This is a genomic window from Streptomyces sp. SM10, from assembly GCF_002910915.1.
GTDB lineage: Bacteria > Actinomycetota > Actinomycetes > Streptomycetales > Streptomycetaceae > Streptomyces.
The window spans coordinates 18,033-44,515 of the sequence record NZ_NEUF01000148.1; the positions used below are offsets into that span (position 1 = coordinate 18,033).

The following is a 26,483-nucleotide window of genomic DNA, read 5'->3' on the forward strand; positions in this document are numbered from 1 at the left end:
GCCTGGCTTGGCCGCGAGCTGCGGGCACGGAAGAGGTGCGGGCGGGCGTGCGTGAGCCCGCACCGCTTCCTCTGGGCACGGCCCCGGTGGACAGGAGCTCACCGGGGTCGTGCGCGGCTGTGTGTCCGGGACGCCGTCAGATGCCGGGGCCGGACACGTAGGTGAATCCGCCGCTGGCGGTGGCGCTCCCGCCCTCGGTGGTCACCACGACATCGACGGAACCTGCGGTGCCGGGCGGTGTGATGGCCACCAGCGTGGTGCTGTTCAGCACTGCGAAGGACGCGGTGATGCCGTCGAAGGTGACGGCCTTGGTGGATGCCAGGCCGGTGCCGTTGATGGTCACCGAGGTGCCGCCGGACGCCGCCCCGGAGGTGGGTGTGAGCGAGATCAGTGTCGGCGCGTCGGCATACGCGTAGGTGAGCGGAGCGGTCGTGCCCCCGGTGGTGGTGACGGTGACGTCGACGGAACCGCTGGAGCTGCCGGCCGGAACGACCACCGACAGCTGGCTGTCCGAGACGACCGTCGGGGTTGCGCTGTTGGAGCCGAAGGACACGGTGGTGGCCGTGGAGAGGCCGTAGCCGTTGATGGTGACCGTGTTGCCGCCGGAGGTCGGACCGGAGTCCGGGGCGATGGATACCACGATGGGCGGGCTGATGTAGAAGAAGGAGAGTGAGTTGCTCGTCCCTCCCGCGGTCGTCACGTTGACGTCGACGACGCCGCAGCCCGCAGGGGCGATGACGGTGATCGAGGTCGGGGTGTTCGAGGTGATCGTGGCCGTCCGGGATCCGAAGTGGACGGCCACGGCGCCGGACAGGTTCACGCCTGTGATGGTGACGGTTGTTCCGCCGCTGGTGGAGCCTTGGTTGGGACTGATAGGCATGAGGGTTCCTCTCGCTCGGAAGCCTTCTCCGAGCAGCGACTGAGTGTGGCGATCCGCGAACGCCCCGAACCGGCCCACGCCGACACGTTCGGCCGCCGGCGGATGGGGATGTGCGGAAGCCCGTCCGGACGGGCTGAGTCCAGACCCGGGAGGGAGACGTGCCCGACAGAACCCGATGGACCGTCACCCAATGCTGCAGACACCCGAATTGACCCATCAGGGTGATTCGTATGCCAAGGGAATTGACGCGGCACTAACCGTTTGGCGGAGCTTGCCGGGCGTGCGACGGCGCGTGCCGGTGGTACACAGCGGTTGCCGCGGAGGGCGGCCACCGATCTCTCCACCGTGTCCCGGCTGCGCTCATCCAGGGCGCTGGTGGGTTCGTCCAGCAGGTGCCGCAGGTTCCAGGGCCAGGACGCGGGCCAGGCGCAGCCGCTGGCGCTGCCCTGCGGAGAGCGGCTGCGCGGGCGTGTCCAGGCGGTTGTGGACCTCCTTCCAGACGCGGTCCCGGGCTGGGAGCACGCTGTCAGCCGTTGCTGGCACAATCACGGGTTCCTTCCGGGGGTGGCCTGTCCGTAGGCGATGAAGGCGCGACGGTCGTGCAACCAGTGCAGGAAGTGCTCGTAGGCGTCGTCGGCGGTGGGCATGGCCTGTCGGCTGGTCGTGAGGATGCCGTCCACGAAGCCGGCTCCCGCGTGTCGGCAGGCCCGGTTGAATTCGGGCCGTATGTCGGTCGGCGTCGGGCCGCCGGGTGGTTGGTCGGTGAAGCGTTCGCGGTGAACACGCCAGTTCCGGCCCTCGGCGAACTCACCGAGGAGAGCGTGCTCGGTGTCGTGAGCGGGTCGACGCTGATGAATCGGCCTATGGTCGCGTCGTATTCGCGGGCGCCCAGGTGCGTGAGCCCTGTGTCCGAGTCGTCGAGGCCGCCGATGTATCCCTTGCTGCCAGGCCACGTGCCGGTGGCGTCGCCGCGGTTGCCTCCGAAGGGGAGGGTCCGGCGCTGGGAGAGACTGAGGTCCGCCGCGGCGATGGCCAGTTGGCCGGTCCCGAGATGGTCGGCGACGGTGATCGTCACCTTTCCGTCGTCCCTCTGCACGGCCTGGCTGCCGCAGGATCCCGTTGATCACTCTGCGGTGGTCGTTCCCACGTCCCCCACGCCGGCAAGTGTGGCTCCGGTCGGACCCACTCGGCACGCGTCGCGTCAGCGTCCCGGCAGCGTGGCGCGCCCGCACGGCCCGTAAGGTACCCACGGCCCCGGTGGGGCGAATCGGTCGGTGCGACGGGGGCTGGGGCAATGCGGCGCTGGGTGAAGATATCTGTGGCGGCAGCTGTCGTCCTGGGCATGGGCGGGTACGTGACGCAGCCCTACGTGCAGGAGTGGGCGCTGATCCGGAACGCCTGTGGGGGAGGGCTTCCCCAGGACACCGTGAAGCAGCTGACCCCGGAGGATTCCCTCCTTGAGTCCGCGGAGTCCAGGACCATGGAAGGACTGGGCACGTACACCTGTGAGGTCACCCTCGCGGGCGGGGAAGCCGATGGACATCGGTTCGTCCGGGTGACCGCGTACACACGGCGGGACGACCAGGACCGGGAGTTCATGTCCGTCTTCCGCGAGAACGGATTCAACCGGCAGAGCCCACTGCCGGAGGCACTGCCAGGATTCGTGGACGCGTACGGAGACGTTCGCGTGGTCGTGCCCTGCCCGGGGCTGACTGCGGACAGCGACGGTAGGAAGCGGAAGCTTCTGGTCAACGTGCATTTGGGGGAGAGCACTCTCACCGGAGTTCCCGGAGCCGCTCATCGGATGGCAGTGGCCCTCACCGGCATGGCTTCGGACGAGCTCGGCTGCGGGGCAGAACCTCTCAAGGCTCCGGAGCGGGAAGTGCCGCTGCCGGATCCGTCGGACGATCCGGAGAAGGTGCCCCTGGCAGAGGCCGCGGGGACGCCCTGCGAGTGGGTGACCGAGGTCGGACTGCCGGCCGACGAGGGCTGGCGCGTCTCCGTGGAGGCCAACAGTGCCTCACCGAGCGGCCGCTGCGACCTTTCCTCCGCAGAGGACTCAGAGGACACCCAGGAGCCTTCCAGGCTCGTCTCCGCCTTCTGGTACGGCGACTGGAGCAACCGCCTGACGGCTGACGAGAACCACGGTGTGCCCCGGTCCATGACCGCCACGGCTCAGTGTCAGGGCGAGGCCGCCAACTACGCGCTCTCGGGGACGGAGAGCATTCCAGGCGTCGATGCCGCGGCCGAACAGCGGATGCTGAAGCTGTTCGCTCAGGACGAAGTGCGGCGCCGGAACTGCACCGGCCTGCGGTTTCACTTCTGAGGGAGCCTCGTCCCGCAGGTGGAACGTGACGGACTCAGGCGCCCAGCCACAGTCCGCGGACGTAGGACTGGTCCATAAGTTGCTTCATGGCGGAGGCACGCCTCGCCGGCACACCCCGGTCCTTCGCCCAGGCGTCCAGCACGGGGAGCAGCTGATGTCGTCCGTCCATGAGATCACCGTCGATCGGCCCTGACTTCGGACGGTCCGCTATGTCGCCCATGACCGGACGCGAATCCTGCCGCTTCCCGGCAGGGCGGAACGCACCCCGGGTGTGCCGCTGTACCGACCTGTCGAACGCGGCAAGATCGGGAATGGTGCCGTCCATGGCGTATCGGGCTCGGTGCTTCATGAGGGTGCCGATCCGGTCGGCGACCTCCTTGAGGTCGCTGTCCGGCCCGGCGGTACTGGGGACGGACTGGCTGTCAGAGCGCGCCTGCGGGGGGAAGTCGGGGTCTCCGCCGTTGTCGGTGAGGCGTTCGAGGTAGTGAGCGAAATTGGCCCGCTCGGCGTCGTAGAGGATCGCGAACGCCTCGGGGTCCTTGCTGAGCTCCGCAACCAGGGACTCGATGCCCGCATCCACGTCAAGGCTCTTGTCTGTGTACCCGAAGACGGCATGCGCCTCGTTCAGCGCGAGGAAACGGCCGAACCTCGTTCGCCCTTCAGCGTCGGCTCGTGCTTCCTGCGGGGGGACAGCCGGACCTGGCAGCGCGTCTCCGCCCCATCCTCTGTTCTCTCCGGCGTCCACGACGTATTCAGCCACCATCCGCGCCAGACCTGGCGCGAGGCCCTCGGGGACGTCGATGTCGTGGACGGCGGCAGCGACCGCATAGGCTGCGCGACCTTGGGCCAGGGTGTGAGGCCTGCCGGGGGCGGGGGAGCCCGTGGCAGCGTCCACGAGGCGTCCGAGGATCTGTGCACCGTCACCGCAGAGGTTGCTGTGTGCAAGGAGCTTTCGTGCCGACCCGATGCGGGCGAGATCGTCCCCGGGGTCGAGCGCCTCGGTTGCCGCCTGAGGGGCGTCCACCAGAGTGCGGGTCGAGGCCGACACCTGGTCACAGGCCTGTTCGCCGTCCGAGCCGTCCAGGACGACGGGAATTGTCACCGCGGCCGCCAGAACCACGAAGGCGACCACGGAGACCGCCAGCCGATGCTCCCTCAAAAAACGTAGCCTGCCGTCCGCGTTGTCCGGTCCGTCGGCCGGCAGGCCCAGGCTGTCGTCCTTGCTTCCCCCATCACGCATCCGGGCAGAGTAGCGACCGTAGGTATGCGGGCCCCCGCCGGGGAGCGGTTCTCCTGACTTGCCTGCCCCACACGGCCGGCCCCGGCGCGGAGCTGTCCCAGCGGGGGACTGAACCTCTTCAGTCCCTCTCTCCTTCGCCCCCTCTACAAAAGACCAGGTCAGAGCGATCTGCTCGGGACTCAAGAGACCGAATGGACCGAAACTCCCTGTTAGCCGGGCCTGCCGGGGACCGGAGCCTCCGACACGTACGGGTGACCGGGTTGTCCACATCATGTGGACTGTCCACAGGGCCGAACGGAATTGCCGGGCACGGTGGATCGTGAGGGGAGTTCGGCGGGGCGACCACCCCGCCGAACTCCCCTCACGCGTTTCCTCAGCCGTTCCTCGCGCGTCTCCGCGCGCGTTCCCACGCCCGGATGTCCCTGCGGATCTCCCTCATGCCAGGTGGTGTTGGCCATGTTCCCCTCGGTGCCCGATACACGTCCCGCCCCTCCCGCGCCGTGCGGGGTCCCGCCGTTCGGCCCCCTCCGTGTGCGAGGCGGGGGTGGGCGACGCATCGGGCGGGCGCTGCGCGGACAGCGCCGGGCACTCGCCGCCGGGTTCGCGCTGGCCTCGGCCGTGCTCGCCGCCACGGGACCGGGCGGAGAGAAGGGAGCGGTGGCCGACCACGGGGACGCACCCCCGGGCCCTGAGCGGCGGGCCGTGCGGCTGGTCTCCGCTCCCGTGCGGATCGCCGATGCGGCGACGGTCGGACTGCTGCGGCCCGGCGATCGCGTCGATGTGATCGCGGCGGTCGACGGGGAGGCCGAGGCCAGGGTGGTGGCGCGGGACGTCCGGGTGGCGGAGGTCCCTCGCGGCGCGGGCGCCGGAGCGGCGTCGTTCCCGGAACCGGACGGCGGGGCGGGCCCGGGAAGCGGCGCCCTGGTGGTCCTGTCCGTGGAGCGGGACACTGCGGCGGCCCTGGCCGGCGCGGCGGCCTCGGGACGGCTCGCGGTGGCGGTGTCCCATGACGAATAGAACGGTTGTCGCGTCAACTCACCCGTCGGACGTACCCGATTGGACAGGGCGGCCTTCTGGCGCCTTGTGTGGCCGGGCGGTTCGCTCCCCCGACGGCATGCGCAGAGGAAGGCCCCCATGTGAGCGAGAAGAAGGCCGGCCTGGTGGAGGGGTTCAAAACCTTCCTGACGCGCGGGAACGTCATCGACCTGGCGGTGGCCGTCGTCATCGGTGCCGCGTTCACGAACGTGGTGAACGCGGTCGTGAAGGGGATCATCAATCCGGTGGTGGGCGCCTTCGGCACCCAGGACCTGGAGAAGTACCGGTCCTGTCTCCGGGGCCCCTGTGTGGGGGACCCCGGGACCGGCAGGACGGACGGCATCGAGATCCTCTGGGGTTCGGTGCTCAGCGCGGCCCTCAGCTTCCTGATCACCGGCGCCGTCGTCTACTTCCTGATGGTGCTGCCGATGGCGAGGTACCTCGCGCGGCGGGCCGCCGCCCAGGCCGCGAAGGAGGGCGTGCGGGAGACGCTCGAGGTGAGCGAACTGGAGGTGCTCAAGGAGATCCGGGACGCGCTGGTCGCGCAGCGGGGCCGGGCGTAGGGGGGCCGGAGTCGCCCTCGGTGGCCGGGATCGCCGTCGGCGGGCGGAGTCGCCCTCGGTGGCCGGGTTCAGCCGTGGTGGGGCGGCTTCTCGTCGAGGAAGCGGGCCAGATCGGAGGCACCGCCGGCCGGAGCCCGCTCGCCCCATCCCTGGTCCGTGTCGTCCGAGGACTGCCGGTCCAGGGGATCGTCGAAGATCAGGGCCGGCGGCTTGGGCCGGGACTCCCGCGGACGCTGCTCCTGCGGCGGCTTCGAATCTCGCGGTCCGGAGGCGGGGGCGGTACTCATACGTCCAGGGTACGGCCGGGCTCAGCGATGTCGTCGGTGAGGCCGCCTCCTCGGTCACCACCTGTACGTTCGCCGGTACACGGCACCACCGCACCCATGAGGAGCTCGTCATGCCCGAGGAGACGACCGAGGCACGCCCCGCCCCGGGACCGCTGGACGCACTGACGGACGTGGCGGGGCTCCGCGTCGGGCACGCCTCCGTTCCGGGTGAGGGCGCCCTGAGCGGGACCACCGTCGTGCTCGCCCCCGAGGGCGGCGCCGTGGCGGCCGTCGACGTACGAGGAGGGGGGCCGGGCACCAGGGAGACGGACGCGCTCGACCCGCGCAATCTGGTGCAGCGGATCGACGCGGTCGTCCTCACCGGTGGCAGCGCCTACGGGCTCGACGCCGCGTCCGGGGTGATGGCCTGGCTCGAGGAGCAGGGGCGCGGCGTCCGGGTCGGCCCGGACCCCTCCCAGGTGGTGCCGGTGGTACCGGCGGCCTGCCTCTTCGACCTGGGCCGGGGAGGCGACTGGCGGGCCCGCCCCGACGCCGCGACCGGCCGGGCCGCCGTCGAGGCAGCCGCCGCTTCCGGGCAGGGCGCGCGGGTCCCGGAGGGGACGGTGGGCGCCGGTACGGGCGCGGTGGCCGGCCGCCTCAAGGGAGGCGTCGGCACGGCGAGCGCGCGACTGGCCTCCGGAACCACGGTGGCCGCACTGGCGGTCGTCAACGCGGCGGGTTCCGTCGTCGATCCCCGCACCGGAGTGCTCTACGGGGAGTACGGCGCGGGAGAGCCGCCCGTACCGCCCGAGCCCGCCGCGCACGAGGCCGCGCTCCGCCGGCTGGCGGAGATCCGGCGCGCACAGGAGGCCGCGGCGGAGAAGAGCCGTACCGAGGAGGACGGAGCTCGGGGAAGCGGCGTCTTCAACACCACGATCGCCGTCGTCGCCACCGACGCCTCGCTCACCCGCGCCCAGGCGCAGAAGCTCGCGGGCACGGCGCACGACGGCCTGGCGCGCGCTGTGCGGCCGGTCCACCTGCTCACCGACGGGGACACCGTCTTCGCGCTCTCCACCGACCGGCACCCGCTGCCCCCGGAGCCCGTCGCCGCGCTCAACGACATCCTGGCCGCCGGAGCCGACGCCCTGGCCCGCGCGGTCGTGAAGGCCGCCAGGGCGGCCCGGGGGGCCGGCGGCCCCGGAGGCACCTTCCCCTCGTACAGCGAGCTCTACGGCGCATCCCGGGACGGGCGGGAACCTCTCGCGTGAGAGTGCGGAGGGACGGGGAACTTTCTGCGTGCGCGGTACGTTTTTTGCGAACCCCGGTCACGATGTCAGACCCAGGGACTACGTTATGCACGCATCGGGTAACACGCGGCAACGGCCTGGAGACAGCACCTTGAGCGATCCGTACGAGACAACCGAGCAGCACCTCGAGCGACTCCTGCGATGCGCCCTCAACTCCTTCGATCTCTCCGACACGACGGTCGACCGGCTCGGGACGGCACTGGCGCACAGCAGCACCCTGTACTCCTCCCACCACAGCGCCGTGCTGCACCGCGAGACCTACCGGCACACCTACCTCCTCTCCGACGGCACCGCTCTGACGCTGTGGGAGCTGGTGCACGGCGGCGGCAGGGACATCCCGTCCCCCCGCAGACACGAGCTGTACGACGACGAGGGCGACGCCCGGATCGCGGCCGCGCGCCTCTCCGGCTCCATCTGGGACACCCCCACCCTCGGCGACGACAGCCCGCGGGAGGATCTGGAAGCCCTCACCCTGCTCATGAGCGTCCCGCCGGCACCGCTGCCCCGCATGTACGCCCCGGACAACTCCGCGGACCACGCGCGCCGCGTCCTGCGCCGGGCGGAGAACGGCGACCGGCCGGGGGACGGGACGGCCCGGCTGCTCCGGGCGGCCTTCGCCCACCACATCACCCAGGTCTTCGGCCGGCAGTACCGCGTCGACGGGCGGGACGCCGGATTCACGCTCTACGAGCACGCCTTCCTCCTCCTGGACGGCACCGAGACCAGCCTCTGGGAGGTCGAGCACACGGCCACACCCGACGGCCGCCACATGTGCGAGGTCTACGACGAGGAGCAGGCCGCCCGCCTGGCCATGGAGCACCGCACCCGGATCTGCTGACCGGGCAGGCCGGTTCAGCTCGTCAGCGCGGGCGCCCTCGGAGGCGCGTCGTCCTGGGCCCGCACCGGGGCCGTGTCGTCCTCGCCGCCCTCCAGATGCACCTGGGGCCGCGCGGGGAGGGCGAACATCACGAGGAAGATCACCACGAGCACCCCGGCCACCCACCACAGCGACTGCTGGAACGCGTCCACGAACGCCGCCCGCATCTCCTCCGGCGGGAGCCGGTCGCCGATCGCGCCGAAGAAGACGACCGAGACGAGGCCGAGCCCCAGCGCCGTACCCATCTGCTGGACGGTGTTGATCAGCCCGGACGCCGAGCCGGAGTGCTCCTTCGGCACCCCGGAGAGCACCGCGTCCGTCAGCGGAGCCACGATCAGCCCCATGCCCACGCCCATGACGACCAGCGGAAGCGCCATCTGCCAGGGGCTGATGGCGAGTCCGTAGCGCCCGGCCTCCCAGATGTAGAGCAGCAGCCCGGCGGTCATCAGCAGCGCGCCCGCCTGCAGCACCTTGCGGCCGAAGCGGGGCACCAGCTTCTGCACGGAGATCCCGGCGGCGCAGGAGACGGCGATGGAGAACGGGATCCCCGTCGTGCCGGCCCGCAGGGCGCTCCAGCCGAGCCCCATCTGCAGGTAGAGCGTCCAGACCAGGAAGAAGATGCCCAGGGCGATCCCGAAGGTCAGCTGCACGGCCGTTCCCGCCGCGAAGCTCTTCACCCGGAACAGCGAGAGCTCGATGAGCGGCGAGCCGTCCCGGTCCGCCTTCCGGCGCTCGAAGACGACGAGCACAGCGAACACCAGGAGGCTGGCGGCCATCGACACATGGCCCCACAGCGGCCAGCCCAGCTCACGTCCCCGGGTCAGCGGGTAGAGCAGCATGAGGAGGCCCAGGGTCACCAGGGCCACGCCGGTCAGATCCAGCCTGAGCGCCTTCGGCGCCCTGGACTCGCTGATGAACTTCCGCCCGAGCAGGAGTCCCGCGATGCCGACCGGCAGGTTGATCAGGAAGATCGGACGCCACTCGAGACCGAAGAGGTTCCACTCGGTGAGCAGTGCGCCCAGCAGGGGCCCCGACACCGCGCCGAGCCCGACGATCGCGCCGAAGAGGCCGAAGACCTTGCCCCGCTCGTGCGCGGGGAAGGTGGCGTGCACGATCGACAGCACCTGCGGCACCATCAGCGCGGCCATGCCGCCCTGCAGGATGCGCGAGGCGACCAGCATCTCGGGGTTCACGGCGAAGCCGCAGAGGGCGGAGGCGATCGTGAAGCCGCCGATCCCGATGAGGAAGAGCCGCTTGCGGCCGTGGATGTCACCGAGCCGGCCGCCGGTGATCAGACCCGCCGCGAAGGCCAGCGCGTATCCGGCGGTGATCCACTGGATCGACGTGAAGGAGGCGCCGGTGTCCCGCGTGATGCTCGGGATGGCGATGTTGACGATCGTGACGTCGACCAGGTCCATGAAGGCCGCGGTCATCACGATCGCGAGCGCGAACCAGCGGCGCCGGTCCGCCGGGTCCTGCGGGGTGGCCTGCCCGGTCGACGCCGTGCGGGCGGCTGCCGTGGCCGGCAGGGATTCGGATGAAGTCATGGGAGAAAGCTAGAAGTCCATCAGGTCAGATGGTGACCTGATGGACGGGCATCCTGTTCCTCATGACCGACACCCCGGCACGACTGCTGAAACTGCTGTCGCTCCTCCAGACGCCGCGCGAGTGGCCGGGCGGCGAACTGGCCGGCCGTCTGGAGGTCAGCCCGCGCACCGTCCGCCGTGACGTCGACCGGCTCCGCGGCCTCGGCTATCCGGTCGAGGCGACGCGCGGTTCGGTCGGCGGCTACCGCCTGGTCGCGGGGAGCGCCATGCCGCCTCTCCTGCTGGACGACGAGGAGGCCGTGGCCATCGCGGTGGGTCTGCGGGCGGGAGCCGGTCATGCCATCGAGGGCGTGGACGAAGCGTCCGTACGGGCCCTGGCCAAGCTGGAGCAGGTTCTTCCCTCACGGCTGCGGCACCGGGTCTCCTCCCTGCAGAACGCCACGGTGGCCCTCACCCGCGGCGACGGCGCGACCATCGATCCGCGGACGCTCACGGCCATCGCCTCGGCCGTCACCGCCCGGGAACGGCTGCGCTTCGCCTACCGCGCGAGGGACGGCGCCGCGACCAAGCGGCAGACCGAGCCGTACCGGCTGGTGAGCACGGGCAGCCGCTGGTATCTCGTGGCGTACGACCTGGTCCGTGAGGACTGGCGCACCTTCCGGGTGGACCGGGTGAGCGAGCCGTTCGCCACCGGCGCCCGCTTCACCCCGCGTGAGCTGCCCGCCGAGAGCGAGGACGCCGCGGAGCTCCTCGGCCGCTCGATGTCGCGCACCCAGCCGGACCTGCTCGTCGACGTGACGTTCGAGGCACCGGCGGACTTCGTGGCGCCCCGGCTGCCCGCGGAGTTCGGTGCGCCGGAGCCGGACGCCGAGACGGGCTGCCGGCTGCGCACCCGGACCCAGAGCTCACTGGAGTGGGTGGCCCTGAGGCTGGCCCTGGTGGACTGCGCCTTCGAGGTGCACGGTCCGCCGGAGCTGTTGGAGCACCTCGGTGTCCTGGGGGCCCGGCTCTCGCAGGCCGCGTCCCGTGGGTCCGGAGCGGGCCGGACATGAATGAGCCCCGGCGCCGGGGGGGGGTGGGCGCCGGGACTCAGCTCATGGGACCGGAGGGAGACCGGTCGTCGGGCCGGTGCGAAACCGGCTTGATGGGGAGATTACGGGTTATCGGCTCACGCCGCAGCGTCAAAGCCCGTGTCGTGAGCCATTCGCTTCAATTCGAGCAGTGCGTGCTTCTCGATCTGGCGGATCCGCTCCCTCGTCAGACCGTGCTGCTTGCCCACTTCGGTGAGGGTGCGCTCACGGCCGTCCTCGATCCCGTAGCGCATCTTGATGATCGAGGCGGTGCGGTTGTCGAGCTTGCCGATCAGGTCCTCGAGCTCCTCGCTGCGCAGCAGCGTCATCACCGACTGCTCGGGCGACACGGCGGAGGTGTCCTCCAGCAGGTCCCCGAACTGCGTGTCCCCGTCGTCGTCCACGGACATGTTCAGGCTGACAGGGTCACGGGCCCAGTCCAGGACGTTGCCCACGCGCTCGGCGTTGGAGTCGAGCTCGGCGGCCACCTCGGCGTGGTCCGGGTCGCGGCCGTGCTCACGGTTGAACTCGCGCTGCACGCGCCGGATCCTGCCGAGCTCCTCCACGAGGTGGACGGGGAGCCGGATCGTGCGGGACTGGTCGGCGATGGAGCGGGTGATGGCCTGCCGGATCCACCACGTGGCGTACGTCGAGAACTTGAAGCCCTTGGCGTAGTCGAACTTCTCGACCGCGCGCACCAGGCCGGCGTTGCCCTCCTGGATCAGGTCGAGCAGGGGCAGACCCGCCCTCGGGTAGCGCCGGGCCACGGCAACGACGAGCCGGAGGTTGGAACGGATGAATATGTCCTTGGCGCGCTCGCTCTCGGCGACCAGCGCCTCCAGCTCCTCGCGCGAGGCTCCGCCGGCTTCGCTCTCCACCTCGCCGGTGAGGATCTGCTGGGCGAAGACGCCCGCCTCGATCGTCTGCGAGAGCTCGACCTCCTTGGCGGCGTCGAGCAGCGGTGTGCGAGCGATCTCGTCCAGGTACATGCCGACCAGGTCGCGATCGGCGATCTCCCCGCCCACGGCGCGAACACTGCTTGCCCGGTCGGTCCCGCCGGTACTGGCGGACGAACGACGGGCGACGGCACGGGTTGCCATGCGTGCTCCCTTGCTGAGTAGGTCGCGACACCCTTCCGGGTGCCCTGCATCCGATGGAAACAACGACTGGAATCCGGACAGAATTCCCACGGAGGCCATTCAATTTCGAGATCATGCAGTACCCTGTCGCCCCCGACTCGAGGACACATGGTGCAGATACCCACAGAAGTCCAGGTCAGGCCCGGCGTGGAGACGGATCTCGAGAGCCTCACGGACATCTACAACCATTACGTCCGTGAGACGCCGCTCACTTTCGACACCGCCGCCTTCACCACGGCCGAGCGCCTGCCCTGGTTGCGCTCCCACCCGGAAGACGGCCCCCACCGACTCCTGGTTGCTCTGGACCCGGATACCCGTGACAACGCCTCGCATGTCCTCGGCTATGCCACCAGCAGCCCCTACCGCCCCAAGGCGGCGTACGGCACCTCGGTCGAGGTGAGCGTCTACTGCGCCCCCGGCGCGACGGGCCGCGGCGTCGGCACCCTTCTCTACGCGGCCCTGTTCGAGGCGCTGGCCGACGAGGACGTCCACCGCGCGTACGCCGCGATCGCACTGCCGAACGACCCGTCGGTCCGCCTGCACGGCGCCTTCGGGTTCCGCCACGTCGGGACGTACACGGAGGTCGGCCGCAAATTCGGCCGGTACTGGGACGTGTCGTGGTACGAGAAGCCGCTGCTCAGCCGAACTGCACCGAGCGCTTCGCCAGGCCCATCCAGAAGCCGTCGATGACGCTCCGGCCCTGATCGAGATCGCCCTCGGCCGCGCCGAGGGTGACGAACAGCGGGGCGAAGTGCTCGGTACGGGGATGGGCGAGGCGTCCCGCCGGTGAGGCGTGCTCGAAATCCAGCAGGGAGTCGACGTCCTGCGCCTGGAGCGCCCGGTTCCCCCAGTCGTCGAACTCCGCCGACCAGCCGGGAGTGCCGCCGCCCGTGTGGCGCAGCGCCGCCAGGTTGTGCGTGAAGAAGCCGCTGCCGACGATCAGTACGCCCTCGTCGCGCAGCGGGGCGAGCTTGCGCCCGACGGCCATCAGCTTCTGCGGGTCGAGCGTCGGCAGGGAGATCTGGAGGACGGGGATGTCCGCGGCCGGGAACATCTCGACGAGCGGGACGTACGCCCCGTGGTCGAGGCCGCGGTCGGGGATGTCCTGGACCGGCGTCCCGGCGCCGCGCAGCAGCTTGCGGACGTCGTCCGCGAGCTCCGGTGCGCCCGGGGCGGCGTACCGCACCGCGTAGTAGTGCTCGGGGAATCCCCAGAAGTCGTGGACGAGCGGCACCGTCCCGGTCGCGCCGAGGGCGAGGGGCGCCTCCTCCCAGTGGGCCGAGACCATCAGGATCGCCTTGGGGCGCGGCAGCCCCCGTGACCAGGCCGCCAGCTCGCCGGGCCAGACCGGGTCGTCGGCGAGCGGCGGGGCGCCGTGGGAGAGGTAGAGGGCGGGCATGCGCTCCGCGGTGACTGTCATGACACTCCCGTTCCTGTGCCGGTCAAGGTATGTGTGTTCTCTACAGGTACCGGGCACGGAGATCTGCGCGAGCACCGGGGATTCGACGGACCGGCCCTTCGGGGACCAGTCCTTGAATCTTCAAGTTCCAACTACCGGAGACCTTAGCTCTATCTAGTTCAACTTTCAAGAAAAGGTCGTACAGTGGAGTACATGACCACGGCATCCCACAGCGGGCCCCGGTGGCTCACCGACGAAGAACAGAGCGTGTGGCGCGCCTACCTCCACGCCACCACGCTCATGGAGGACCACCTCGACCGCCAGTTGCAGCGCGACGCGGGCATGCCGCACATCTACTACGGACTGCTCGTCAACCTCTCCCAGGCCCCCCGGCGGCAGAAGCGCATGACCGAGCTGGCGAAGGACGCCAAGATCACCCGCTCCCGCCTCTCGCACGCCGTCGCCCGGCTGGAGAAGAACGGCTGGGTCCGCCGCGAGGACTGCCCCTCCGACAAACGCGGCCAGAACGCGGTCCTCACCGAGGAGGGCCAGGCCATGCTGGCGCGGTCCGCACCGGGACACGTCGATGCGGTGCGCCAGGCGATGTTCGCCCGGCTCAGCCCCCAGCAGGTCCAGAGCCTCGGCGAGATCATGCAGGTCATCGCCACCGGTCTGCAGCCGGAGGGTGCGGACGCGGATCTGCCCTGGCTCCGCTGAGCGGAGCCAGGGCAGATCGAGCCGGGGCCGGTACACCGGAGGCCGTCAGGCATCAGGCCGGGCCGGCCGGCCCTCACCGGCCGGCCCGGCCCGGCGCTCAGTGGGCGACGACGGGGATCTTGAACTCGTCCTCGACGCCGTCGGCCAGGTCGCCCGGGCCGCCGGCCGCACCGGTACCCGGCCGGCCGGTGTTGATCAAGGTCACCGCGATCGCCGAGGCGGCGACCAGGATGCCGACCGCCCACCAGATCGCCGCGGCGAAACCGCTGACCATGGCCTGCAGCTGGAGCAGCTTCGGGTCGCTCGCACCGGCGGCGTGATCGACGACGTAGGCCGTGGTGGCACTGGCGGCGATGGTGTTGAGCAGCGCCGTGCCGATGGCACCGCCGACCTGCTGCGAGGTGTTCACCATCGCGGAGGCCACACCCGCGTCGCGCGGCTCGATGCCGTGCGTGGCCAGGGACATGGCCGGCATGAACGCCGTGCCCATGCCCAGGCCGAGCAGCAGCTGTCCCGGCAGGATGACGGCCGCGTAGGAGGTGTCGATGTCCAGCTGGGTCAGCAGCAGCATGCCGACGGCCGCCGTCAGGAAGCCGGGGCCCATCAGCAGCCTCGGCGGGACCCGGGTCATCAGCCGGGCTCCGATCTGCGTGGAGCCGGTGATCATGCCCACGATCATCGGCATGAACGCGAAGCCGGTCTTGACCGGGGAGTAGCCCTTGACCACCTGCAGGTAGTAGGTCAGGAAGAGGAACAGCCCGAACATCGCGATGATGGCGAGGCCCAGCGAGAGGTAGACGCCTCCGCGGTTGCGGTCCGTCACGACGCGCAGCGGCAGCAGCGGTGACTTCACGCGCGACTCGGTGGCGACGAAGGCCAGCAGCAGCACGGCGGCGGCCACGAACATGCCGATGGTCAGCGAGTCCGACCAGCCGGCCGACTCGGCGCGGGTGAAGGCGTAGACCAGCGAGACGAGACCCAGCGTGGACAGGACGACACCGGGGATGTCGAGCGGCGAGCGGTTGCGGCCGCCGACCGGCTCACGGATGACGAGATAGGCGCCGACCGCGGCGACGATCGCGAACGGGATGTTGACGAAGAAGGTCCAGCGCCAGTTCAGGTACTCGGTGAGGAAGCCGCCCAGGATCAGGCCGACCGCGCCACCGCCACCGGCGATGGCCCCGTAGATACCGAAGGCCTTGGCCCGCTCCTTGGCGTCCGTGAACATCACGGCGAGCAGGGAGAGGGCCGCCGGTGCGAGCAGCGCACCGAAGACACCCTGCAGCGCGCGGGAGCCGAACATCATGGCTTCGCCCTGGGCGGCGCCGCCCAGGGCGGAGGCGGCCGCGAAGCCGAGCAGGCCCACGACGAAGGTGCGCTTGCGGCCCCAGAGGTCGGCGATGCGCCCGCCGAAGAGCAGGAGCCCGCCGAAGGCGAGCGCGTAAGCCGTGATGACCCACTGCTTGTTGCCGTCGGAGATGCCCAGGTCCGTCTGGGCCGAGGGCAGGGCGATGTTCACGATGGTCGCGTCGAGCACGACCATCAGCTGGGCGAGGGCGATGAAGGCCAGCGCTTTCCAGCGGCTGGGATCCGGAACGGTACCGGCTGATTTCGACATGGGAGTAGCCACCTAAGGACACGAGGAGTTGCTGAGTCGGCGAGCGGGCCGCGCGGGCGGGCACTGCTGCGGGACCGGAATGGGCAAGGGGGACCGGCGGCCGGACCCGTGCGTCGGATCCCGCCCGGTTCCAGGCTGGTGCGGCCCGTCGAGGGCTCGGGACTGAGGGCTGGGGTTGTCGGTTCTCCGGTGCGCGGGCGTCAGCGGCCGCTGCGCAGGACCTCCAAGGTCGCCGCCGATCCGGGCAGCTCGGAGCGGGCCGGGGCTTCCAGGCCGTCCAGGAAGAGCTGCAGATGACGGTGGGTGAACCGGTCGATGTCCGGGCAGGCGATGCCGGGCAGCGGCCGGGTGAGCTGGGAGAGGGCGACGAGTACGTCACCGACGGCGATGTCGGTGCGCAGCCTCCCTGCGGACATGGCGCGCTCCACGAGGCCTTCGACGGCCTCTTCGAGGCGACGGCGCTCGGCGAGCAGTTCGGGATGGTCCTTGTCGAAGCCGCCGGACAGCATCGGGCACAGGGCGCCGATCCGTTCGTCGGCCGCCGCGTGCACGAAGCGGCTGAGCGCGGCGAAGGGGTCGGACTCGGCCGCGACGGCCTCCTCCACCCGGTCGGTGGTGCGGGAGGTGACGGCGAGCACGACCTCATGGGTCAGAGCCGCCCGGTCGGGGAAGTTCCGGTAGAGCGTGGCGTTGCCGACCCCGGCGCGCCGCGCGACCTCGTCGAGCGGCACGTCCGGTCCGAACTCGACGAACGTCTCACGCGCGGCCGTCACGATCCGCTCCCGGTTGCGCAGCGCGTCGGCCCGCGGTCGGGGCGTGCGGCGCTCTGCGGCGCAGGGGGCGGTTGCGGCGACGGACTCCACGGCCACGGCCCTTCCCTTCAGGTCTCTGTCCGGCCTTCCGGAGGAACCGGGGACCGAGTCCCCGTTTCGCCGGGGACACAGATGCAAACGGGGAGAGGGTCCCCGGTTATTTCCCGTCCCGCACGTGACCTGCACCACATCACGTATGCGGTGAAAACCCCTCCATCGGCGCACCCAGCGAGCGGTCCCCCGCCACCCGGCAGAGGCTGATCGCCAGAGCGCAGTCAGTGCCGGCCGGCTGCCGCGGACCCGAAGGCGACGCCCTATGCAGCAGTCACGCCACCGGATACGCGGATACCGCCGCCCCCTCGCGCTCGCCGGAGCGACGGCCCTGGTCATCGCCACGATGGCATCGGCCAGCTCCACCCTTCCCATCGCCAGCCGCGCCTCCGCCGGGCCGGTGGCCGCACCGCGGGGGACCGGTCTCGCTCCGTGCCGGATACCCACGGCCATGGGCGTGCAGATGTCGGAGGGGATGCCGACACCGCCCGGCTACGCCCGCTCGACCGGGCAGATCAGAGCCCTCAACCTGATGATCGACTTCCCGGACGCGCAGGCGACGGAACCGGCGGCGGACCGGCTCGCGGAATTCTTCCCGCAGACCTCCGACTGGTTCCGCACCAGCTCCTACGGGCGACTCACCTACCTGCCCGAAGTGCCCGTGACGGACTGGCTGCGGATGCCTCTCCCGTTCTCCGAGTACGGGATCGAGCGCGGCTCACCCTACGAACCCGGCTACCGCAGGATGGTCAAGGACCTGGTGGCCGTCGCCGACCCGAAGGTCGACTTCTCGGCCTACGACCTGGTCAACGTCCTGGTCACCCCGAACGCCGGCCCCTCAGCGCTGGACACCGTCCTGTCGGTGACCTTCTCGGGCAACGACGACGCCCCGTTCGCCGACGGCATCCCGCTCTCCAACACGTCCTTCGTCTACAGCCGCCAGGACGACGGCTCGGGCTCCTACGCCGAGACCGGCTACCGGGTCCTGCCCCACGAGAACGGCCATGTCTTCGGGCTGCCCGACCTCTACACGATGGAGGGCGGCGGCTCCGTGGGGCACTGGGACATCATGTCCGAGGACTGGGGGGCCAACAACGACCTCCTGGGCTGGCACAAGTGGAAGCTCGGCTGGCTGGACGGCGACCAGGTCAGCTGCGCCGCCATGCCCGGGACCAGCGAGCACGTCCTCGAACCGCTGGGCACGACGGGCGGCCCGAAGCTCGCCTTCGCCCCCGTGAGCGCGCAGTCCGGTTACGCGGTGGAGGTGCGGACCCAGGAGGGCAACGACGAGGCGGTCTGCAGGCCCGGCGTCCTGATCTACAAGGTGAGCACCGACGTGGACACCGGCCAGGGCCCCGTCTCCGTGGAGGACAGCACCGAGGACAGCGGGGGCTGCACCCGGCGGCCCAATGTCCACGCCGAGCTCTCCGACGCCCCGTTCCAGCCCGGCGAGACCTTCACCGACCGGGCCGACGGCGTTCGAATATCCGTGATGGAGAAGGACGGCGACGGGAACTACCGGGTCCGGATCACTCGGTCCTGAGCGCCCGGCCACCGCCCTCCGCATGCCCCCGGAGCACCCCGCGCAGCTCCCGCTTGAGCACCTTCCCCGTGGCGTTCCGCGGCAGGGGCTCCGCGGTGACCAGGACGTGGGCCGGCACCTTGAACGCCGCCAGACTCCGGCCCACGTGCTCCCGGAGCGCGTCGGCCGTGGCCGTGGAACCGGCGCGCAGCCGGACGACCGCCGCCACCTCCTCGCCGAGCACCGGATGCGGGACGCCGAGCACCGCCGCGTCCTCGACATCGGGGTGGTCGTGCAGCGCGGCCTCGACCTCCACGCAGTACACGTTCTCGCCGCCCCGGATCACCATGTCCTTGATCCGGTCGACGACGGTGACCCGTCCGTTCCGCAGGACCGCGAGATCACCCGTACGGAACCAGCCCCCGGTGAACGCCCCGGCGGTCGCCGCCTCGTCGCGCCAGTAGCCGCGGACCAGGGACTGGCCGCGCAGCCACAGCTCGCCCGCCTCCCCGTCCGGGAGCGCCTCCCCCGCGGGACCGGCGATCCGCACCTCGGTGACCGGCGTCGGGGTCCCGACCGAATCCGGGTGCGCCCGGTACGCTCCGCCGAAGTTGGCCAGCACCCCGCCGCTGGTCTCCGTCAGGCCGTAGCCGTTGCGCGGCTCGATCCGCTCGCCGTGCCGGGCCGTGAGCCGGGCGACCAGGTCAGGCGGAGCCGCCGCGCCCCCGGTGTTCAGCCCCGTCAGGCTCTCCAGGCCGTCGCCCGCGCCGTCCGCGACCGCGAGCAGTTGGAGGGCGGTCGCCGGAACGCCCGCGTAGTGGGTGACCTGGTGGCGGCGGATCAGCCGCAGGGCGTCGTCGGCGTCCCACCGGTGCATCAGGACGAGGGTGCCGCCCGCCGCCATGGCCGCGTAGACGCTCGTGAACGCGGCGACGTGGAAGAACGGGAACGTCATCAGGGTGACCGGCGGCGCCCCCTGCCCCGGGATGACCCCGCGGCCCAGCGCCGAGGCCGCGGCCTGGTAGCGCGGGTTGAGGGCCGCACCGGCCTGCGCGAGCTGGGTGGCGACGGCGCCCTTGGGCCGCCCGGTGGTGCCCGACGTGTAGATGATCGTGGCGTCGTCCTCGGGCCGGACCTCCACATCGGGCGGAGCCGCCGACGGGTCGGGCTCCGGCAGGTCCTCGTACCTCTCGGCGCCTTCCGGCACCTCTCCCCCGTGATGGAAGACGACGAAGCGCGCCCCCGCCTTCCGGCCCCAGGCCGCGGTCTTGGGCAGTTGCTCCCCGTCGACCAGCAGCACCCCCGGCGCGCAGTCGTCGAGAGCGTGGACGAACTCGTCCTCGGTCCACCACGCGTTGAGCGGTACGGCGACGAGACCGGCCAGCTGCGCCGCCCAGAACGCGATCTGCCACTCGGGGTGATTGCGCATCGCCACCACGGCCCGGTCCCCGGGGCGGAGCCCGTACACCTCGGTGAGCCGCAGGGCCAGCGCCGACGCGGCCGCGAAGAACTCCCCGTACGAGCAGACCCGTTCACCCGAAATGAGGAAGGGATGATCGCCGAAGGCCCAGGTCGTCTCGACGAACTCCCGAAGGGTGCGCGGGCCGTTGGCGTAGACGAGCGGCCCGTGCTCCGCGCGCACCACGGCGAAAGGAGCCCCGGGAGCGGTCAGCGACGCCTCGATGCGGGCGGCCGGATCACCGGCGGGCGCGGAAGAGGCTGAACTGCTGGGGTCGGTGTGCGGCACGGGCGGACTCCCAGGACTGCGGACTGGCTCGACGACCCGGCGACGCTATGCCCGGGCCGTGCCCTCGTCAACCGGTCCGCCCGGCCTGCGGGCGGACACGGGAACGGGCCGGTGGCAGCACCCGGACGGGGGTACGGCCACCGGCCCGCGACGGGCGGTCCGCCTCTACCGGAAGGCGGGCAGGCTGCGCTCGGCCCAGGCGGCGAAGGGGGCGGCCGGGCGGCCGAGGACCTTCTCGACGTCCGGGCTGATCCGCTGTTCGGCCGGGAGCGGCTTGCCCAGGATGTCGAGCGTCCCGTTGACGACGCCCTCCGGCATGAACTGCGACATGTGGCCGAAGGCGGCCTCGCGGGTCAGCTCGACGAACGTGACCTTCTCGTCCAGCAGTCCGGCCAGGACGGCGGCCTGCTCGCGCGGGGTGACCGCGACCGGGCCGGTCAGCTCGTAGGTCTGGCCCGCGTGTCCCTCCTCGCGCAGGACGACCGCGGCGACCTCGGCGATGTCCGCCGGGTCGATGACGGGGAGCGCGACATCGCCGAACGGCGCGAGCACGGTGCGCTCGGCGCGCACGGACTCGGCCCACGCGAAGGCGTTGGAGGCGAAACCGCCGGCCCGCAGGACCGTCCACTCCAGGCCCGAGCCGCGGACGGCCTCCTCGTACTCCCGCAGCCGGTCGTGCGAACCCGCGTCCGGGCGGGTCGCCGTGATCTGCGAGGAGAGCAGGACGACCTTGCCCACACCCTCCTCCTTGGCGACGCTCAGCAGGGTCTCCGCGCTCTCGCCGCCGGCCAGCATCTCCCCGGCCAGCAGGATGAACAGCGCCTCGGCGCCCTTCAGCACACCGCGGAGGCTCTCCGCCTTCCCCAGGTCGGCCTGCACATGGCGGGCGCCCTCGGGCAGCTCGACGGGGAGCGGCCGGCGCGAGACGGCGGCGACCTCGGCGCCCTGGGCGGTGAGAGCGGCGACCAGCGTGCGGCCGACATTGCCGGTGGATCCGGTGACAACAATCATGAGACAGCTCCTCGATAAGGGACGTGATGGGAGAACAACCGCTGTCGGGGACGCCGCCGCGACGGCCGCACGGTGCTTTTCGCACCGACACCGCCGACGTTAGCATCCTGAACATAGTAGGTACCTAGAGGAAAGCGACTTTCGCTCCGGCCCGTGCCGGAGTCGCCGGAGTCGCCCCTGGGAGCTCTCCCGTGGGCGGCCGCCAGCTCCTGCCCGAGGCGCGCCAGCCGGGCGCGCGCCTCGGGTGGTTCGAGGACCTCGACCTGGGCGCCGGAACCCGCCAGCTGCGCCACCAGGACGTCGACCGACGGGCCGTCCGCCTCGATCGCGCACCGCCCGTCGGGGCGTGACTCCCCGGTCCGCAAGCGGTCCCCCAGCAGCTCCCGCAGGCCCGGCACGGCGGCGGGGTCCGCAGCCGCGCGTACGGTCACCGCGGTGAGCCGACGCTCGGCGTCGGCCGCCAGCCCCTGCCAGGCCGCGGCCAGGTCGAAGCCCTCCGGCCGCCGGGCGGGCTCGCCGGTGAGCGCCACGGAGGTGACCCGGGTGTGCAGGAAGGAGCGCGGCCCCCGATCGTCGACGGCGACCGTGTACCAGCGGCCGGCCTTGCAGACCAGACCGAGCGGGTCGACGGTCCACTCCTGGCACGGGGCGCCCTCCTCGGCGTACCCGACCCGGATCCGCACCCGGTCCAGCACCGCCTGCTCCAGGGCGTGATGGTGCGGCCCGCCCGCGGCGCGCACCGCCGCGCGGGACCAGTCGAGGCCGTCGACGACGAGCGCCTTGGACGCGGCCTCGGCGTGCGTCCGCATCGGAGCGGGCACCGCCTGCACCAGCTTGCGCAGGGCGGCCCGGAGTTCGGGCGACGCGGACAGCGGGCCCGCGGCCAGGAAGAGGGCCCCGATCTCGCGCTGGGTGAAGCCGGTGAGGTCGGTACGGGCACCCCCCACCAGGCTCCATCCGCCACCCCGCCCGCGCTGCGAGTAGACGGGCACCCCCGCGGCGGACAGCGCCTCCAGGTCGCGGCGGGCCGTGCGCTCGGAGATCTCCAGCTCCTGCGCCACCTGCCGCACCGTCACGCGGCCTCGTGCCTGAAGGAAGAGCAGGGTGGCCACCAGACGGTCCGCCTTCATTTTGCCCCTCTCTTTCTAATAGTCCATGAGGTGACCTGTTTCATGGGGAAGATGAAGCTATGACTGATACCTCGCATGCTTCCGGCACCTCTGCCGCCCGTCCGCCCGCCGACCCCCGAGGTGGCCTCTTCAAGGCCGTCGGGCTGGCCCCCTCGGTCCTTGCCGCCATCCGCCCCGACCAGTACGACCAGGGCACCCCGTGTCCGGAGTACTCGGTCCGGGACCTGTCCAACCACCTGGTGTCGGTCCTGCGGCGCGTCACCGTGCTCGGCGGCGGAGGCTCCTTCATGAGCGTCCCGAACCTCGCCGACGACATCGCCGACGGCGCGTGGGCCGACGCCTGGACCGGAGCCGCCAAGGAGTTCGACGCCGTCTGGTCCGACCCGGCGGTCCTCGGCCGGCAGATCGCCCTGCCCTGGGGCCCCGTCCCCGGAGCGGTCGCCTCGGTGATCTACACGAACGAATTCGTGCTGCACCTCTGGGACATCGCCAAGGCCACGGCCCAGAGCCCGCAGTGGGACCCGGAGATGCTGGCCGCCCCGCTGGCGGTCATGCGGCGCGCCGTACCGGCCGAACCGCGCGGCGGCCAGGTCCCGTTCGGCCCGGTGGTGGAGGTGCACGAGGACGCTCCCGACATCGACAAGCTGGTGGGCTGGTACGGCCGCAGGCCCTGACCCGCTCAGGACCGGGGCCGCCGTCCGGTGACGGCGGCCCCTTCCTGTTCCGGCGCGGGCCGGGTCAGCCGGTCGATCCGACGCCCTGGGCGAAGGAGAAGAACCGGTGACAGTCGTACGACGACTTGACCCTGGCCAGCCGCGCGTAGTTCTCGGCGTAGTACGACTGCTTCCAGTCCGTCAGGGACGGGTCCATCCAGTTCTGGTACGTCTCGCCGTTGGACAGCGGATCGATGACCGCGAATCCGTTGTCCACCCAGCGGGTGGCGGCGTCCCTGGCCGCGGCGGTGTTCTGCTGCGGATCGTTGATCAGCGCCCGGTAGTTCACCGAGAACAGCGAGTCGCGGTGCACGTAGGCCGTGTCGGTCCTGGCGAGGTCGTTGGCCGCTCCGCCGAAGAAGTGCAGATCGAGGTAGCGGGACTGGCCGGCCGCCCGGTCGGCGTCGAAGGCCGTCATCACGTCGGCCCAGCCGCTCCCGGAGTACGGCGTGCTGCCCATCCTGGTCCGCTCCAGCCCGAACTCGGGCCGGGTCAGGACACCGGTGGGCGTCTTCTCCGAGCGCTGGCACTCGTCCTGGCTGAGCGTGCCGCAGCCGAAGACCATCATCATCAGCTGCTGATAGGTCATGACGGCCTCCTGGCGGGCCGCGGGCGCGCCCGTCATGGACAGCAGCCTGGCCGTCTCCGAGGCGAGTTCCGCCGGGGTGCCACGGGAGGCCAGCATGATGTTGACGTTCGGCACCGAACCCGGGGCGGCGTCCGGCTGGACGACGTAGCCGCCGCCGCCGATCGTGCGGGGCGCGTCCACCAGCCACCGGGTGGCCGCGTCCAGGACGTCCGCCGCGCGGTCGTACGGGAAGATGAGGTTGGCCATGGCTATCTGGTCACCGACGTGCGGGGTGAGGGTGAAGCGGGTGACGACGCCGAAGTTGCCGCCGCCGCCTCCGCGCAGCGCCCAGAACAGGTCGCTGTGCCGGGTCGGGGAGGCGGTCACCACCCGGCCGTCGGCCAGGACCACCTCCGCCGACGTGAGGGCGTCGCAGGCCATGCCCGTGGACCGGGTCAGGAAGCCGAAGCCGCCGCCCTGCACGAAGCCGCCGGTCGCGACGGTCGGGCAGCCACCCTCGCTGACCACCAGGCCGTGCGGGGCGAGGGCGTTCAGGATGTCCACGTTCCTGGCGCCTGGTCCGACGCTCACCGTGCCGTCGCCGACGGCGATCGCGTTGATCCGGGAGACGTCGATGATCAGGCCCGGCGTCGTGGAGTAGCCGCCGAAGCTGTGGCCGCCGCTGCGGACGGCGGCGGGCACACAGTGGTCCTGGGCGAACCGGAGCGCGACGGAGACGTCGGCCGGCCCGGTGCAGTAGGCGACCGCCTTGGGCGCCACCGCGTCGAACTGTGCGAGTTCCAGCTGCCTGGCCACGCCGTAGGACGCGTCGGCGGGCAGCACCAGCGTGCCCTTGAGATTACGGGCGAGCCGGGCCCAGGGAACCGATCCGCTGCCGGCGCTCGCGGCGACGGACGTGCTGGGCAGGGCGGCCAGGCCGGCGACGGCCGTGCCCGCACCGAGAAGTGCTCTGCGAGTGATCACGGGTGTCCCATGGTCGAGGTGGTCGAGGAGAAGTGACGTACGCGCGGGAGAGGTGACGCGCGTGGGGGGCGGCGCCGGGCCCCGGCTCCCCTGCCCGCGGGGGGAGGGAAGGGCCGGGGGCGCCCGCGTGGTGCGGACACCCCCCGGAGAGCCGGTGGCACCGGCGCCGCGTACCAGGGGGAAGGCGGGTCAGGAGACCTTGCGGCCGCGCATGCCCTGCTTGACGACGCCCTTGAGCATGGAGCGCCCGAGGTCGCGCATCTCCTTGGGGCCCGAGGTGCTCGCCCACCACATGAACTTCATCATCGTGGGGGTCGTGGCGCGGAAGAACCGCAGGTCCTCCGGGCCCTTCCAGCCGAACGGCGTGTTGACCGACTCGCAGTTCCGGATCGCCTCGAAGACGATGTCGGCCGCCTTGTCCCCGTCCATCTCCCCGGCCTCGTACCGCTCGCAGGTCTCGGCCGTGATGTCGAAGAGGTGCTTGAAGGCGTGGCTGTCCGGCCACCACAGCCCCGTGTAGGGGGAGTTCTCCATCTCCTTGAAGTGCCGGTCGTCGCCGTCCAGTTCGAAGCTCTGACGGGCCTGGATCTGGCGCATGGTGGCCGGGGTGGTGAAGCAGGCCCACACCCGGAAGACCGCGTTCCAGAGACGGAAGTGGCTGAAGGCTATGTAGGAGCTGTTGACGATCTTGTCGTTGTACTCCAGCAGGCCCTGCTCCAGCCGCTCCACGTACTCGAAGCGCTCCGCCGTGAAGTCGTCCTCGCGCAGGGCGTCCAGCACGCGCCAGGCGAGGGCGTCGACCACCTCGAACGTGTTGGACAGACCGCGGGAGAAGAGCGGGTCGATGAAGCCGGCGGCGTGGGACATCAGGCACCAGCGGTCGCCGACGGTCTGCTTGGAGGAGTACTGGATCCGGTCGGTGGAGACCCACTCACGCACCCGCTTGGCGCCGTCGAACTGGCGCTTCACCGCCGGGTACATGTCGAGGTAGTGGTTGAACTCCTCGTCGGGCGTCATGTCCGTCGGCTTGGGGTACAGCCGCTCGTCGAAGGTCAGGCCGACGCTGCAGACCGGGTTCTTGGAGTCCTTGTAGTTGTCGAACGGGATGATCCAGAACCAGCCGCGCTCGATGAGGTGGTGGAGGGTGCCGCCGTGGAAGGGCGACTCGGCGGGCGGGCGCAGGGCGTCGGGGTAGTTGCACACGTCGTCGTACGGCTTGACGCCCACGTAGTGGGTGAACAGCGACCGGGCGTGGTGCTTGTGCCGGGGCGGGTTGTCGCGGAGGGCGAACTTCTCCGCGAGCGGGGAGCGGAAGCCGCTCGCGTCGATGAGGTACTTCGCCCGGAAGACCTCGCCGTTGGCTCCCGTGACGGTGACTCCGTCGTCGTCGAAGTCCAGGTCGGTGGCGCGCCAGTTCTGGCGGAGCGTGCAACCGTACTTCGCGGCGACGTTGAGGTAGTACGAGTCGGTGTCCTGCCGGTAGAGGTGGATGGCCTCCGTCAGCATCTTGGGGATCACGAACATGTTGGCCTCGCGCGGGTCCGGCTCGCGGTTCTTCCGGTGCGAGACGAAGCCGAAGCTCTGCTTGCGGCCGTGGTGCGGCCCCATGTTCTCGGTGATCGCCTTGATGTCCAGCATGTGCTTGATCTCGGGCACGTCGTAGCGTGCGGCGAGGATGTGCAGCCACTCGACGAGCTGCGGGTTCTGCGACTCACCGATGGAGAACCGCGGGTGCTGGCCGGCGTCGATGAGGGCTACGTTCGCGCCCTGGCGGGCCAGGATGGCGCCGGTGATGGAGCCCGCGAGGCCCGACCCCAGGATCAGGACGTCGCACTCGTTCCGTTCGCCGGCCCCTGGGGCCTCTTTCGCTGCCTGAGCCTTGACTGCCTGATCCTTGGTGGACAAGACCGCACTCCTTCTTTCTCGATTCGACGGGCGCGCACGGCGCCGGGCCGGTGGGG

General features: G+C 71.1%; 24 protein-coding genes and 2 pseudogenes. 10 read left to right on the plus strand and 16 right to left on the minus strand.

What is annotated here, in order from left to right:
• Positions 1–136: 136 nt before the first annotated feature.
• The 4 genes and pseudogenes from B9S57_RS23400 to B9S57_RS35710 all read right to left on the minus strand — a co-directional run.
• Complete coding sequence (locus B9S57_RS23400) at positions 137–880, minus strand: IPT/TIG domain-containing protein (protein ID WP_103517566.1); 744 nt, start codon at positions 878–880, stop codon at positions 137–139.
• A gap of 302 nt (positions 881–1,182) precedes the next feature.
• Positions 1,183–1,381: pseudogene (locus tag B9S57_RS35700) on the minus strand (ATP-binding cassette domain-containing protein); the annotation flags it as partial.
• 44 nt (positions 1,382–1,425) lie between these two features.
• Positions 1,426–1,560: a hypothetical protein gene (locus B9S57_RS35705; protein ID WP_258036528.1), complete on the minus strand. Its 135-nt coding sequence runs from the start codon at positions 1,558–1,560 to the stop codon at positions 1,426–1,428.
• A gap of 200 nt (positions 1,561–1,760) precedes the next feature.
• Positions 1,761–1,976, minus strand: a pseudogene (locus B9S57_RS35710) (hypothetical protein); the annotation flags it as partial.
• 210 nt (positions 1,977–2,186) lie between these two features.
• On the opposite strand from B9S57_RS35710, the gene B9S57_RS23415 reads away from it, so the two are divergent.
• Complete coding sequence (locus B9S57_RS23415; protein WP_146057796.1) at positions 2,187–3,206, plus strand: hypothetical protein; 1,020 nt, start codon at positions 2,187–2,189, stop codon at positions 3,204–3,206.
• Between the two features lie 34 nt (positions 3,207–3,240).
• Here B9S57_RS23415 and B9S57_RS23420 read toward each other — a convergent pair whose 3' ends face one another.
• Positions 3,241–4,446, minus strand: a complete 1,206-nt coding sequence (locus tag B9S57_RS23420; protein ID WP_146057797.1) for a hypothetical protein — start codon at positions 4,444–4,446, stop codon at positions 3,241–3,243.
• A gap of 456 nt (positions 4,447–4,902) precedes the next feature.
• Between B9S57_RS23420 and B9S57_RS23425 the strand changes: the two genes are divergently transcribed.
• Both B9S57_RS23425 and B9S57_RS23430 read left to right on the plus strand, forming a co-directional pair.
• Positions 4,903–5,463 carry an RcpC/CpaB family pilus assembly protein gene (locus B9S57_RS23425; protein ID WP_103517569.1) on the plus strand — a complete coding sequence of 187 codons (561 nt, stop codon included), beginning with the start codon at positions 4,903–4,905 and terminating at the stop codon, positions 5,461–5,463.
• Positions 5,464–5,582: 119 nt separating this feature from the next.
• Positions 5,583–6,044, plus strand: coding sequence for an MscL family protein (locus B9S57_RS23430; protein ID WP_103517570.1), 462 nt, complete (start codon positions 5,583–5,585; stop codon positions 6,042–6,044).
• Positions 6,045–6,112: 68 nt separating this feature from the next.
• Here B9S57_RS23430 and B9S57_RS23435 read toward each other — a convergent pair whose 3' ends face one another.
• On the minus strand, positions 6,113–6,331 hold the full coding sequence (locus B9S57_RS23435; protein ID WP_103517571.1) for a hypothetical protein: 219 nt from the start codon (positions 6,329–6,331) through the stop codon (positions 6,113–6,115).
• A 110-nt stretch (positions 6,332–6,441) separates the two neighbouring features.
• Here B9S57_RS23435 and B9S57_RS23440 point away from each other — a divergent pair, with 110 nt between their 5' ends.
• Positions 6,442–7,578, plus strand: coding sequence for a P1 family peptidase (locus B9S57_RS23440; protein WP_103517572.1), 1,137 nt, complete (start codon positions 6,442–6,444; stop codon positions 7,576–7,578).
• A gap of 130 nt (positions 7,579–7,708) precedes the next feature.
• Complete coding sequence (locus B9S57_RS23445) at positions 7,709–8,455, plus strand: DUF6227 family protein (protein ID WP_103517573.1); 747 nt, start codon at positions 7,709–7,711, stop codon at positions 8,453–8,455.
• Between the two features lie 14 nt (positions 8,456–8,469).
• Here B9S57_RS23445 and B9S57_RS23450 read toward each other — a convergent pair whose 3' ends face one another.
• Positions 8,470–10,041, minus strand: a complete 1,572-nt coding sequence (locus B9S57_RS23450; RefSeq protein WP_103517574.1) for an MFS transporter — start codon at positions 10,039–10,041, stop codon at positions 8,470–8,472.
• A 62-nt stretch (positions 10,042–10,103) separates the two neighbouring features.
• On the opposite strand from B9S57_RS23450, the gene B9S57_RS23455 reads away from it, so the two are divergent.
• Positions 10,104–11,093 (plus strand): YafY family protein, encoded by a 990-nt coding sequence (locus B9S57_RS23455; protein WP_103517575.1) that lies wholly within the window; start codon positions 10,104–10,106, stop codon positions 11,091–11,093.
• Between the two features lie 116 nt (positions 11,094–11,209).
• Here B9S57_RS23455 and B9S57_RS23460 read toward each other — a convergent pair whose 3' ends face one another.
• Positions 11,210–12,211: an RNA polymerase sigma factor RpoD/SigA gene (locus tag B9S57_RS23460; RefSeq protein WP_103517576.1), complete on the minus strand. Its 1,002-nt coding sequence runs from the start codon at positions 12,209–12,211 to the stop codon at positions 11,210–11,212.
• 147 nt (positions 12,212–12,358) lie between these two features.
• On the opposite strand from B9S57_RS23460, the gene B9S57_RS23465 reads away from it, so the two are divergent.
• Positions 12,359–12,940 (plus strand): GNAT family N-acetyltransferase, encoded by a 582-nt coding sequence (locus B9S57_RS23465; RefSeq protein WP_103517577.1) that lies wholly within the window; start codon positions 12,359–12,361, stop codon positions 12,938–12,940.
• Here the strand turns inward: B9S57_RS23465 and B9S57_RS23470 are convergent.
• Complete coding sequence (locus B9S57_RS23470) at positions 12,888–13,670, minus strand: dioxygenase (protein ID WP_103517578.1); 783 nt, start codon at positions 13,668–13,670, stop codon at positions 12,888–12,890. The genes B9S57_RS23465 and B9S57_RS23470 overlap by 53 nt on opposite strands.
• 183 nt (positions 13,671–13,853) lie before the next feature.
• Between B9S57_RS23470 and B9S57_RS23475 the strand changes: the two genes are divergently transcribed.
• Positions 13,854–14,366 (plus strand): MarR family winged helix-turn-helix transcriptional regulator, encoded by a 513-nt coding sequence (locus B9S57_RS23475; protein ID WP_103517579.1) that lies wholly within the window; start codon positions 13,854–13,856, stop codon positions 14,364–14,366.
• A gap of 97 nt (positions 14,367–14,463) precedes the next feature.
• Here the strand turns inward: B9S57_RS23475 and B9S57_RS23480 are convergent, their stop codons facing one another.
• Positions 14,464–15,984, minus strand: a complete 1,521-nt coding sequence (locus B9S57_RS23480) for an MFS transporter (protein WP_103517580.1) — start codon at positions 15,982–15,984, stop codon at positions 14,464–14,466.
• Between the two features lie 200 nt (positions 15,985–16,184).
• A complete protein-coding gene (locus B9S57_RS23485; RefSeq protein WP_103517600.1) occupies positions 16,185–16,847 on the minus strand; it encodes a TetR/AcrR family transcriptional regulator in 663 nt (220 codons plus the stop codon).
• 265 nt (positions 16,848–17,112) lie between these two features.
• Between B9S57_RS23485 and B9S57_RS23490 the strand changes: the two genes are divergently transcribed.
• Positions 17,113–18,390: a M6 family metalloprotease domain-containing protein gene (locus B9S57_RS23490; RefSeq protein ID WP_103517581.1), complete on the plus strand. Its 1,278-nt coding sequence runs from the start codon at positions 17,113–17,115 to the stop codon at positions 18,388–18,390.
• Here B9S57_RS23490 and B9S57_RS23495 read toward each other — a convergent pair.
• The 3 genes from B9S57_RS23495 to B9S57_RS23505 form a co-directional block, all read right to left on the minus strand.
• Positions 18,377–20,116: a class I adenylate-forming enzyme family protein gene (locus tag B9S57_RS23495; protein ID WP_103517582.1), complete on the minus strand. Its 1,740-nt coding sequence runs from the start codon at positions 20,114–20,116 to the stop codon at positions 18,377–18,379. The genes B9S57_RS23490 and B9S57_RS23495 overlap by 14 nt on opposite strands.
• Positions 20,117–20,281: 165 nt before the next feature.
• Entirely contained in the window at positions 20,282–21,127 is an 846-nt protein-coding gene (locus tag B9S57_RS23500; protein WP_103517583.1) for an SDR family oxidoreductase, read from the minus strand.
• Positions 21,124–22,257: a YafY family protein gene (locus tag B9S57_RS23505; protein WP_103517584.1), complete on the minus strand. Its 1,134-nt coding sequence runs from the start codon at positions 22,255–22,257 to the stop codon at positions 21,124–21,126. The genes B9S57_RS23500 and B9S57_RS23505 overlap by 4 nt, the downstream gene beginning before the upstream one ends.
• 59 nt (positions 22,258–22,316) lie before the next feature.
• On the opposite strand from B9S57_RS23505, the gene B9S57_RS23510 reads away from it, so the two are divergent.
• Positions 22,317–22,931, plus strand: a complete 615-nt coding sequence (locus B9S57_RS23510; protein ID WP_103517585.1) for a TIGR03086 family metal-binding protein — start codon at positions 22,317–22,319, stop codon at positions 22,929–22,931.
• 64 nt (positions 22,932–22,995) lie between these two features.
• Here the strand turns inward: B9S57_RS23510 and B9S57_RS23515 are convergent, their stop codons facing one another.
• Together B9S57_RS23515 and B9S57_RS23520 are read right to left on the minus strand one after the other, a co-directional pair.
• On the minus strand, positions 22,996–24,522 hold the full coding sequence (locus tag B9S57_RS23515) for an FAD-dependent oxidoreductase (protein ID WP_103517586.1): 1,527 nt from the start codon (positions 24,520–24,522) through the stop codon (positions 22,996–22,998).
• Positions 24,523–24,711: 189 nt separating this feature from the next.
• Positions 24,712–26,427: an NAD(P)/FAD-dependent oxidoreductase gene (locus B9S57_RS23520; protein WP_103517587.1), complete on the minus strand. Its 1,716-nt coding sequence runs from the start codon at positions 26,425–26,427 to the stop codon at positions 24,712–24,714.
• Between the last annotated feature and the right edge of the window lie 56 nt (positions 26,428–26,483).